The sequence below is a fragment of the Pirellulales bacterium genome (assembly GCA_019636335.1).
Lineage (GTDB): Bacteria > Planctomycetota > Planctomycetia > Pirellulales > JAEUIK01 > JAHBXR01.
Genome location: JAHBXR010000001.1, coordinates 332,340 through 343,729 on the forward strand (window position 1 = coordinate 332,340; position 11,390 = coordinate 343,729).

Annotated in this window: 10 protein-coding genes; 8 read left to right on the top strand and 2 right to left on the bottom strand. The window is 62.2% G+C overall.

The features are described from left to right. Nucleotides 1-312: 312 nt before the first annotated feature. The 6 genes from KF708_01410 to KF708_01435 all read left to right on the top strand — a co-directional run bounded on the left by KF708_01410 (nucleotide 313) and on the right by KF708_01435 (nucleotide 6,602). A complete protein-coding gene (locus KF708_01410; GenBank protein MBX3411344.1) occupies nucleotides 313-1,509 on the top strand; it encodes a M20/M25/M40 family metallo-hydrolase in 1,197 nt (398 codons plus the stop codon). 124 nt (nucleotides 1,510-1,633) lie between these two features. Further along, nucleotides 1,634-3,196, top strand: coding sequence for a hypothetical protein (locus KF708_01415; GenBank protein MBX3411345.1), 1,563 nt, complete (start codon nucleotides 1,634-1,636; stop codon nucleotides 3,194-3,196). Between the two features lie 20 nt (nucleotides 3,197-3,216). Then, entirely contained in the window at nucleotides 3,217-3,678 is a 462-nt protein-coding gene (locus KF708_01420) for an SAM-dependent methyltransferase (protein ID MBX3411346.1), read from the top strand. A 5-nt stretch (nucleotides 3,679-3,683) separates the two neighbouring features. Next, complete coding sequence (locus tag KF708_01425) at nucleotides 3,684-4,436, top strand: phytanoyl-CoA dioxygenase family protein (protein MBX3411347.1); 753 nt, start codon at nucleotides 3,684-3,686, stop codon at nucleotides 4,434-4,436. Nucleotides 4,437-4,460: 24 nt separating this feature from the next. Continuing rightward, the gene (locus KF708_01430) at nucleotides 4,461-5,228 is read left to right on the top strand and encodes an SDR family oxidoreductase (protein MBX3411348.1); all 768 of its coding nucleotides are present in this window, start codon (nucleotides 4,461-4,463) and stop codon (nucleotides 5,226-5,228) included. Nucleotides 5,229-5,231: 3 nt separating this feature from the next. Continuing rightward, on the top strand, nucleotides 5,232-6,602 hold the full coding sequence (locus KF708_01435) for an aspartate aminotransferase family protein (protein ID MBX3411349.1): 1,371 nt from the start codon (nucleotides 5,232-5,234) through the stop codon (nucleotides 6,600-6,602). Between the two features lie 143 nt (nucleotides 6,603-6,745). Here KF708_01435 and KF708_01440 read toward each other — a convergent pair whose 3' ends face one another. Continuing rightward, the gene (locus KF708_01440; GenBank protein ID MBX3411350.1) at nucleotides 6,746-7,783 is read right to left on the bottom strand and encodes a hypothetical protein; all 1,038 of its coding nucleotides are present in this window, start codon (nucleotides 7,781-7,783) and stop codon (nucleotides 6,746-6,748) included. Nucleotides 7,784-8,110: 327 nt separating this feature from the next. On the opposite strand from KF708_01440, the gene KF708_01445 reads away from it, so the two are divergent. Both KF708_01445 and KF708_01450 read left to right on the top strand, forming a co-directional pair. Further along, nucleotides 8,111-9,103: an alpha/beta fold hydrolase gene (locus KF708_01445; GenBank protein ID MBX3411351.1), complete on the top strand. Its 993-nt coding sequence runs from the start codon at nucleotides 8,111-8,113 to the stop codon at nucleotides 9,101-9,103. 256 nt (nucleotides 9,104-9,359) lie between these two features. Then, complete coding sequence (locus tag KF708_01450; GenBank protein MBX3411352.1) at nucleotides 9,360-10,262, top strand: hypothetical protein; 903 nt, start codon at nucleotides 9,360-9,362, stop codon at nucleotides 10,260-10,262. On the opposite strand, the gene KF708_01455 is transcribed toward KF708_01450, so the two are convergent. Then, entirely contained in the window at nucleotides 10,190-11,221 is a 1,032-nt protein-coding gene (locus KF708_01455) for a LysM peptidoglycan-binding domain-containing protein (protein MBX3411353.1), read from the bottom strand. The two genes, KF708_01450 and KF708_01455, sit on opposite strands and share 73 nt — an antisense overlap. Nucleotides 11,222-11,390 lie beyond the last annotated feature (169 nt).

The window sequence follows — 11,390 nt, forward strand, 5'->3', positions numbered from 1 at the left end:
ACCGGTGGCGTTCACACTTCTGGGACGCCAAAAGCTGGCCGGAGGTTCCGTGACGCAGGGAAATTTAGCTTTCTCTGCTCCCCGTCTCTTTTTTTCCGGGGATCTATTCGCCACGAGTGGGGGATTCTTGGGCAGTTTGCGCGCAAAAAAGAATGCTTTTTCCGGGGCGGTTTCTGGAACGAAAGAATCGCCGCGGTCGGTCGGCTATGATCTTTTCTTGCGAAGCCGAGCTACCAGCGGTCTATTCCTCGCTGGTTGGAGGTCGGGCCGATTCGCGGAACGCCTGGCAAGGACATTGACGGAAGAACAGCCATGAGCACCGCCGGTCTTGTCACGCGCGTCCGCGGCGCCGTGCAGCGCGAGCGCCTTCTCGACACCGCGATCAAGCTCTGCGAGGTCTACAGCCCCACGGGGGATGCAGGCGCCGTCTCCGACCGGCTGGCCGAGATCCTGACGGCCGACGGCTTCGTCGTCGAACGTCCCGATGGCGGCTGGCCCAAATCGCCGGCAGTGGTGACGCGCTACGACAGCGGACGGCCCGGCCGCACGCTGCAATTCGATGGGCACCTCGACACGGTGCATCTCCCCTTCGTGCCGCCGGTGGTCGCGGGGGATCGGCTCACCGGCAGCGGCTCGTCCGACATGAAAGCCGGCGTGGCCGCGGCGGTCGAGGCCTTGCGCGCCATTCGCGACGCGGAATTGATCCCAGGTGGCGCGATCTTGTTCAGCGCACACGATCTGCACGAGGCGCCGTGGGGGGATGGCTCGCAGTTGGACCGCCTGATTGCCGATGGGATTGTGGGCGATGCGGTGTTGATTCCCGAGTATCTCGCGACGGAGCTAGCGATCATTGGGCGCGGTCAGGCGACGTGGCGCGTGGCGTTCCGACGGTCGGGCGCCCCTGTGCATGAGGTGTATCGCCCGCTCGACGAGCCGAGCGTCATCGCGGCGGGGGCGGCGCTGGTGGCGCGGCTGGAGCAATATGATGCAAAGCTGTCTGCCAGCAGCGACCCCCTGGCCGGACGCGAGAGCGTCTTCATCGGGCAGGTTCACAGCGGCGAGATCTACAATCAATATCCACAGGAATGCTGGCTCGAGGGGACGCGGCGCTGGCTGCCGGAGCGCAAACGCGCCGACGCGGAACGCGACTTCCGCGCGTTGGTCGACGAGATTGCCCGCGAGCGCGGCGTGACGGCGGAAGTGCGCTTCATGCTCGTGCGCGACGCGTTCAAGTTGCCACTCGAAGATCCGCTGCTCCCGGCGTTCGATGCCGCGGTGGCGGCGATTCACGGAAAGCCGCTGCCGCGCGGTGGGAAACGCTTCGTCGACGACGGGAGCAGCTTTTGGCAGGGGCGAAAGATTGCCGCGATCACGCACGGCCCGACCGGCGGCGGCGCACACACGCTGGAGGAATGGATCTCGATCGACTCGCTGGTCCGCGTGGCGGAAACGTACTCGCTGGTGGCGGCGGGGTATTGCCATGGAGCCGTTGACGAACGCATATCTTAAGTGGAGACGCTGTTTTGGCCTCCAGGCTTGCTGCGCCACAGTAGCAGTTCGGTAGAATGCGCGACGGGGAAACCGTTCAATATGATATCTGGGCTATTCGATTCGATCCGCCAGTAGGTCGGCCATGCCCATTGCATCTGAATTGCTCGAACAGATTCCTACCTCTGCCCGCTACGTTCATGTGCCTTTGGCCGATGACGAGAATGCGTTCGCCTTGTGGTGCGAGGCCGCAAGTTCGGTGAATACCTCGAGCTTGGAGTTGATCGAAGGTTATTTCTTCAATGAACCGGACGAGTTTCCAAGAGGCGAGGACTTGCAGAAACTCGCGGCCGTCTTCCAAGAGAATCAACGTCCGCTCGATCTCTTCAACGAGAGCGTTCGCCGCAAAGGTTGGCAGCACACGGAGCTGTTCGAGCTAGAGGACTTCGAAAATCTTTGGCCAATGGACCGCATTATCGAACTGCGGAATTTCGGGTGGCTGAACCAAGTCAAGGCGAAGTGGCATGCGTCGCTCGGACAATTCGACGAGGCTGCTGCCGTGCTGGCGAATCTGCTTCGAAGCGGGCGAATGATTTGTCGCGGTGGCGGAACGGAGTTGCATTTCATCATTGCGGCGATGTGCGTCAACATTGCACTGGGCGGCATGCGGCAGATTGCCAGGTTGCGCGGATGTAGTGAACCTGCGTTGGTGTCGATGTTGAACGCGTTAGAACATGAATTGAACGAAGACGATGGGTACATAAAGTGCGAACAAATCGAACTGTTGAAAAATCTGGCGATCGTAGACAACTTTCCAGATCCGAGCACCCCGGATGAGTTGATCGAGCATTTTCTCGAATACGGGTACCAAGACTCGATTGGGAGCGATGATGAGAAAGACGGCGACGAAGCGGCTACTGCGAAGATAGAAATTGCTTCGCGTGCGGAGCGGCGCAAACGCGACGTGCGCTTTCTGCTGGATGGTCATCCTGCCTTGCTCGATAAACGTGCTACCGCGCGTCTGCTCGCGGAGCAATCGAGTAAGCGGATCCAAAAAGTTGAGCAGTCATGGTCGACAGATGCAGACTGCTCTGGCGATCTTTTTCTTCCAGATTCTATTTGGCCACACCAATTGCTACCAAATATGGCGCTCGACTATGTGGGAGATGGTCCAGAAGCAGATGTGTTTTGGACGAGTTACGCAGATTCTCATGGGTATGATTCGACGACCTACGGAAAGTATCCTTCGTCCGAACGACTGGCGGCATTGCGCGATCGATTGCGCGACGTTCCGAATCCTGTTGGTTGGCTGTTGAGCGGAAGCTTGGTTGGTTCGGACTATACGCACCTGTCCTTTGAGACGAGAGCCAGGTTGCTTGGTACGCAGGTTTGCATTGCCCTGTGCCGATTTCGTTTGAAATATCATCGGCTTCCCACAAAACTTGCAGAGCTCGTCTATGAAGGACTTTTGTCGTGCGTGCCCATCGATCCTTTTGATGGACAGCCTATGCGCTATTGTCGCCGACGGCAGATCGTATGGAGCATCGGATCGGACGGTACAGACGACGGTGGTCATCATGGCGACTCTTTGTGTGGTGAGATGCCACGTGACATCGTATTTAGCTTTAAATCTGCTGATCGAATCCAAGCTTGGAAGACGCGACTCAGATCTTGGTGGATTCACGGCCGCAGGTGTCAAAAGCACTAATGAACGAGTGAGGGCTTCCCTTGATTGAGCTTACCCCCATCGGTTACGTGCGCAGCTCGCGGGTCGATCCGATCGATGATGCCTGGGATAGTGTTGATGCGCGTATCGAGTTGTCTCCTGGCGTCGACGCGGCGGCGCTCGATGGTTTGGAAGACTACTCGCACGTCGAGGTGATCTTCTTCTTCGATCAGGTGGCCGAGTCGGCCATCGAGCATCGAGCACGGCATCCGCGGGGAAATACCGACTGGCCGCGCGTGGGCATCTTTGCGCAGCGGGCCAAGAACCGGCCCAATCGGCTCGGTACGACCATCGTCGAACTCAAAGCCCGCGAGGGACGCGTGCTGCACGTCGCGGGGCTCGATGCGATCGACGGCACGCCGGTGCTCGATCTCAAGCCGGTGATGGTAGAATTCCTGCCGCGCAGCCCGGTGCGCCAACCCGCCTGGACGCACGAATTGATGCGCGAGTATTGGTCGCGCTAACGACGATGGAATCCATTCAACGGTACCAGGCTCAGGTCGAGGAATTCGGCTACGCGATGGTCGAGGACGTGATCTCGCGCGACCGAGTTGTCGAATTGCGCCAGGCAATCGCCGGTCTTGCGGACAGCGTCGGCGTGCGCCGTAAGCGTGGTACGTATGGCGTGCGCAACCTGCTGGAACTCTGTCCACAGGTGCGAGAATTGGCCTCTTGCGCAGAGCTTCGCCGGCTCGTCGAGCCGATTCTGGGCCCAGCTTGCTTCGCCGTGCGGGCCGTCTTCTTCGACAAGGTGCCCGGCGCGAATTGGAAGCTGGGCTGGCACCAGGATAACGCCATCGCCGTGCAGGAACGCCGCGACGTGCCGGGGTTCGTAGGCTGGTCGTGGAAGGGGACGCTGCTGCAGGTTCAGCCGACGGCCGACGTGCTGGCTGGCATGCTGGCGATGCGCATGCACCTCGACGACTGCGGCGCGGAGAACGGGCCATTACGCGTGCTGCCCGGCTCGCATTGTTCTGGGTGGCTCGACGATTCGGTCGACGAGTGGAAGGCACGCGTCGAGCCCGTGATCTGTCTTGCTCGTGCGGGTGATGCCGTGGCGATGCGTCCCCTGCTGGTGCATGCGTCGTCGGCCGCTGCTGAAGCCACGCATCGCCGCGTGATCCACATCGAGTATGCCTGTGAAGATCTGCCGGCCGGGCTACAATGGCGCGACCGTGTGGGAGCGACGGGAGATCGCCGCGATGCGACAACCCACGTTTGAGTCCCTTTCCGATTGGCCGAGGCCATGAAACTGCAAGGCAAGCTTGCCCTGGTGACCGGTGCCGGCCGTGGTATTGGTCGCGGCTGTGCGTTGGAACTTGCGCGGGAAGGGGCGGCTCTGGTCATCAACGATCGACCGGGCAGTCCCGATCTGGCCTCGGCGGCGGAAGAGATTCGCGCGCTGGGGCGTCGCTGCACGGCGATCGAGGCCGATGTTTTTTCGCGGGCAGGGTGCGAATCGCTCGTCGCGCAGGCGGCCCAGGTCGGCGCGATCGATCTCCTGGTGAGCAACCCTGCCTTCGGCCGGCGCGGCAAGTTTCTCGAATACGATCCAGAGGTCTTCGATCGCGTGATTCAAGGGACGCTCGCCAGCGGCTTTCACATGAGCCAGCTCGTCGCACGCCAGATGGTCGCCGCAGGCCGGCGCGGCAAGATCGTGTTCATTTCGAGCGTACACGCCTACAGGCCGTATGCCGACAGCGTGGCCTACAACGCCGCCAAGGCCGGCTTGAATCACCTGGCCAAGACGATCGCCGTCGAGCTGGTGAAGCACCGTATCAACGTGAACCTGATCGAGCCGGGCTGGATCGACACGCCGAACGAACGCGTCACGTTCGGCGATACGGTCCTCGAAGAACAAGCTCCGCGGTTGCCGTGGGGTCGAATCGGGCAGCCCGCCGATATCGGCCGCGCCGCGGCGTTCCTCTGTTCGGACGACGCCGACTACATCACCGGCGCGGTGTTGCGAGTGGACGGCGCCCTCGTGCTGCGCGATTGTCTGGCGGAATTCTGACGTTTGGAACGCACGTACACGTATATGAAGCTCGATCCGCGCCAGGAAAAACTGATCCGCCGCACGGCACTCGACTATCGCTCGACCGCCGAATTTCTCGAACGGCCGCTGGTGATCGACCGCGCCGCGGGGCTGTGGTATTGGGATGTCGAGGGAAAGCCATACTTCGACGCCATCGGCGGCATCTTCGTAGCGTCGCTGGGACACGGCCATCCGCGCGTGATGGAGGCGATGCGGCGACAGATGGAACGCACGACGTTCATCCCGCCGCTGCACGCGATCTCCGACGTCACGCTCGACCTGATCGAAAAGGTTGGCGCCGTCGCGCCGCCTGGGATGCGATTCGTCAAACCGGTCAGTGGCGGCTCCGAGGCGGTCGAAACGGCGCTCAAGTTCGCGCGGCAATACTTCCAGCAGACGGGCCGCCCCGGCAAGCACAAGTTCATCAGCTTCTATCGCGGCTATCACGGCGCCACGTTCGGCGCGATGGGGGCCAGCGGCACCGGGCGCCGAAAGACAAAATTCGAGCCGCAGATGCCCGGCTTCTTGAAGGTCACGCCGCCGATCGACTTGCGCGAGCGCTGCGATACCTGGGAAGAGGCCTGTCGCCGCGCCGCGCAGAGTTTTGAAGATGCCATCATCGGCGAGGACCCCGATACGGTGGCGGGCATCATTGTCGAGCCGATCTCGAACACGGCGGGTATTCAGACGCCCACGCCGGAGTTCTTTCAGATGCTGCGCGCCATTTGCGACCGGCATCAGGTGCTGCTCGTCTACGACGAGGTGATTACCGGGTTTGCGAAAACGGGAAAGATGTTCGCCGCGCAGACGTTTGGCGTGACGCCCGACATCATCTGCACGGGCAAGGGCATGTCGAGCGGCGCGGCGCCGCTGGGGGCGATGATCGCGCGCGAGGAGATGGCCGCGGCCTTCTTTGGTCCGGCCGAGACGGAGTGCCATTTCGCCCACGGCCACACGTTCGCCGGCAATCCGCTGGCGGCCGCCGTGGGTTGCGCGGTGATCGATGAGATCGTCGAACGGGATCTCTGCACGCGCGCCGCGAAGCTGGGCGAGTCGCTCCGCGAGCGGCTCGAAGGCTTGCGCCGCTACGGCATCGTGCGCGAGATTCGCGGTCGCGGCATGCTGCTGGGAGTCGAATTCGCGGAAGATCCGGCGGCGAAGCGTCCCTTTCCGGCCGAGCGAAAGCTGGGCATCGCGCTGAAGCGCACCGCGCAGGAGAACGGCCTCATCATGCGAATCGATCCCGACTGGTTCGCCGTCTGCCCCGCACTGATTGCCGAAGAGTCGGACCTGGACGAACTTTACGCGCGCATTGAAAAAAGCATCACCGCGGCCTTGCAGCAGAACCGCTAAGCCACGGCAGGCTGGACTCGCCTGCAACCTGCGAGAGACTCAATAAAAAAACCTTCGCGCACTTGGCGCCTTCGCGGTAATCCAAAAAAGTACTTACCGCGAAGGCGCCAAGTGCGCGAAGGAATTCTTTTTTTGCTCTGCGGTCAATTCGTGGAGGGGGTCGGCTGCGACAAGCGGTTGGCGAGTTCTTCGGCCACGGCCTCGGCGAACTCGGTGGTCGAGAGATCTCCGCCGAGGTCGCGCGTGCGGCCCCCCTCGCGCAGCAGGTGCAGCGTGCTCGCCTTGAGCGCCGCGCCCAGGTCGCGCTGACCGATCTCGAACAACAGCATCGACACGGCCAGGATCATGGCGGTCGGATTGCAGATATTCTTGCCGGCGATGTCGGGCGCCGTGCCGCCGGCCGGATCGAACATGGCGATATGGACATCGCCATGCTTGGTGAAGCTCAGATTGGCGCTGGCGCCGATTCCCAGCGAGCCCGCCAGGCCGCAGGCCATGTCGCTCAGAAAATCGCCATACTCGTTGAGCACCAGCACGACCGAGTAGCGATCGGGGTGCATGATGATGTTGGCCAGCAGCGCGTCGAAGAGCTCTTCGCGATGCGGCACGAAGGTGAAGCCTTTGGCGACCTCCTCGACGACCGAGGCGAACAGACCGTCGGTGGCGGCCTGGATGGTGCGCTTCGAGGCGCTCGTCACCGTGCGACCGGAACGCTGCGCCAGCAGGAAGGCGTAGCGGGCAGCCTCCCAGCAAGGCTGACGTTCGACGATGCGCAGGCTGACGGCGGCCTCGGTGCCGATCGCACGGCCGGGATCGTCGTAGGTGCCACCCCGCGCCACACGGATGATGTTCAGCGCCAGTTCCTGGCGAAAATTCGTCGGCACGCCAGGAATCGAGGCCACCGGCCGATGAATGACCGAGAAATTGCAGCGCTGACGGATGAACGAGTTGGGGCTGTATTTCGACGTGATGGTCGGGTACTTGATCGTGAAGCGATTGCGGTGCATCGCGTCGACGGCGGCCTCGAGCAGGGGCGTACCGTGCTTTTCGCGGTTGGGCAGGCTCAGGTCGACCGTCTCGAAATCGAGCTGGATCGGCATGCGCGAGGCGATGATACGGACGGCCTGGGCCAACTCCGGCGCGATGCCGTCTCCCATCAATTCCGTGATGGTGTACTTCAAGGGTGACTCCTCGCTGGGGATACCCGCCTGCCAAGTGCGGCGCACGACGCGCTACAACAGAATGTAGCATTCTCCGCGCGTGTTCCCTAGGGCGCCGCGGTTTGACGCTCCTTAGCTGCCTATCTACGATAAAGCCAAGGAGTTACTCCGTGCGGTGCGGACTGGGAAGGTCGCCGTGGCTTCGAGCGGCGAAGGCCCCACTTGCAGCCGGTCGCCGCGTGGACCGTGTAGTGTGGAGCTCGGTCCAGCCGTATGCGCTGTCCGGAACCAGTGTATCCACCGCGCGGCTCCTGCATTTTCGTGAAACGACACCGCAGAGAATTCGTCATGCGTCGATTGCCTCGCGTCGGTTATCTGGTGCTGGTCCTGGGACTCTGGCAGGGCGTCGAGTGGACGATGCCGCGCGCGGCGCTGGCACAGGGGGCCAGGCCGAAGAAGAGTGCCAGCGAGATCGAGATCCCCGCTCCCGAAAACGTCGCGCTCGTGACAGACGATCGGCTGACGCTGCAGGCGACGTATTATCCCGGCGTCGACGCGGCGAGCCGGGGCAAGGACATCGTGCCGGTGATCCTGTTGCACGGTTTCAAGGGCAATCGCAACGAGTGGGCCGATCTGGCCACGATGCTGCAGACCCAGAGGTCGGCCGACGACAAGCCGATCGGCCACGCGGTGATCGTGCCCGACCTGCGCGGGCATGGCGAGAGCATCTACATCGAGGGGCGACCGCGCCCGCTCGAGGTCGATCGCCTGCGCCCTGAAGATTTCAAGAACATGGTCCGTTTTGATCTCGAGGCGGTGAAAAAGTTCTTGATGGCGAAGAATAATGCGGGCGAGCTGAACATCGAGAAGCTGTGCGTGGTGGGGGCCGACATGGGGGCGGTCGTCGGGGCGAATTGGGCCGCCGCCGATTGGAGCTGGCCGGTGCTTGCCGGTCAGAAGCAGGGACGCGACGTGAAGGCGCTGGCCATGATCTCGCCGCCGCGCGATTTCAAGGGGCTGAATACCTATCAGGCGATCGAGCATCCGGCACTGCAGCGAGAAATCTCGATCCTGGTCGCGGTGGGACAAGGCAACCAGCGCTCACTAACTGACGCACGGAGCATCTACGCACGCCTCGAAAAGACGCATCCCGCGCCCCCGCCCGCCGAGGCCGCCACGCTCAAGACGCTCTTCTTCGATCCCCACGACACCAGCCTGCAGGGGACGAAGATGCTCGGCGAGAATCTGAACCTGGAGGTCAATCTCCAGCAATTCATCACGTTGCGGCTGGTGAATCAGCCGTTTCCGTGGCGCGATCGTAGTTCGGTGCTGACAAAGTGACTTCCAGATGTGGTCGAATCGGCAACTTATACCGAACTTACAGATGTTACAAGATTTTTATAATCTCAATTACCCGTCGTTGGTACTCTCTCCCGTCGGTGGCTCGTAGGGGTTTGCACCATACCCCGCGCCCCGCATTCTACCTCCGATTTTCCTTGCACTTTCCGGCCCAGCGCGGTTAGATCGACTGCAACTTCGACTGCTATCTAGCCCTTCGGCGGTCTGCTCGCCTGAACAATGGAGTGGGAGGGAGCTAATGTTGCCCAACTGGTCGTGCGTTCTCTTGTCGTTTGTGGTCGCGACCACCTGCACGACAATCATTGCCGGTCCGCTTATCGGCGTTACGTTCGACGAAGGAAACCTGTGGGACGTCGATCCGCAAACAGGCGAATACTCGAACGTACGGCAGTCGGGTGTGACCGGCATCATTGGCCTGGCGAACGCGCCAGACGGCGATCTCTTTGCCGTGACGACATTCGCCAGCAACTATCCGAACAGTCTTGTCAAGATCGACCCCGCCAGCGCGATCGCCACGGTTGTGGGCAGCGAAGACTCTTACAACTATTTCGAAGGCGACATTGCGCTTGATCCAACCACCGGTCAAATACTGATGCTGATGGCGTTGAATACGTCGTTTAGCGGTCGATACTTTTTGTCGATCGACACGGCCACTGGCCAGGCGACGGAACTCGCATCCGTGGAGGGGATACTCTCCGATCCCTCGGCAATGACCTTCGACGCCGAGGGAACGCTTTATGTGGTGGACCACCTGGGAGGTCAGCAGCGTCTATTGACCTTGGATCCGACGACCGGCGTTATTCGTACCAACAAACCGCTTTCGCACGATTTTGGAGCCCAGTCCGGGCTTGCAATCGATCTATTGACAGGGGTGATGTACCTCGCAACAGGACATAGCGGTAGCTTTGGAGGTCAGGATATCTACACCGTCAACCCAGTGACGGGGTTCATGACGCACCTACACGGATTGCCTGGAAAAGGTTTTTCGGGGCTAGTCGCTGGTCCTCATGTCGTGCCCGAGACGTCCTCCATCGCGATGGCCACTTGGGGAGCGATAGTGATCTCGATCTACGGGATCGTGAGGATTAATCCTTCACGCAGATCCTGCGGGCGCTGTAGGCGATCGCGATTCGCATTGTAGATGTCGAGGTAACGGCGGGCGTCTCCATAGACGCGCCGCGCGATATCGACCAGCGTGTCGCCGGCCTGCACGCGATAGGTTTGCGGGCGCGTAAAGCTTGCCGAATCGATCGACACGCTGGTCGTCGCCGGGCTGGGATCGGGCGCGCCGAGCGAAGCGGCCGGGGGAGGCGCCTGGCCGGGGCGCGTGATTTCGGTCATCGGCGCTGCGACAGGAGCCGCCGCCGGCAGTGCGAGGGGCGAAGAGACCGGAGCCGCGACGACGGGCGCGGCATCGCCGTTCGAAACCGGCACGAGCCCGCCGCGCTTCGCCACGTTGGCAAAATGTTCGTCCGCGCTCGGCGGGGGGGCATTCTCGGCTGGAATGCGCAGCATGGCGCCGAGCACGAGGAGGTCGGGATCGCGCAGCACGTCGCGATTCGCCTCGTAGATCTCCAGATAGCGGCTGCCGTCACCCAGATAACGCTCGGCCAGGTAGATGAGCGTGTCACCGTCGACCACCTTGTGTGTGCGGCGCGATTCGTCTTCGCGATGCGAGCCATACACCGTGTTGTCGGGATTGCGCGGCACCAGCCCTGCGCCACCGGGGAGCGGCGCCGACCCAAGATCGGTGATACGCCACGAGGCGGCCATTCCGGGATCGGCACTGTCGGGATCATGGTCGGTGGAACTCTCCGTCGACGGCGCGGCGCTCGCGTCGGACGAAGGTTCGATCGTGCCCGTGAGACGAGGGCGGCTGTCGCGAGGCTCGGCTTCGATGGTGCTCGTGACCAGGGACGCCGCGACCAGATCGCTGGCACGCTCGATGACCGGCGCCGCCAGATCGTTGGCGTCGCTGGGGGGGGGCGTGACCTCGCTGCGGAATAACAACGCCGCCAGAATGCCCACGAACACGATCACGGCCGCGGCGGCGACTCGCGCGTTGGAGGACAAGCGGTACGCCGGACGGGGAGTGTCCATGGCGTTCCCCATTCTGGTTCGAGGAAGGGTGGCGCCTCGTCGGCGCTGGGTCTGGTGACAATCGCTCCTTATCTTCTTCGACCCGCGTCGGCTCAGCCGACGAGCGCGCTCGCGGAAAAAGTAAGAGAAAGGGTCGAACAGGTGGTGCGCCTGTGGCGCACGAAGCGAT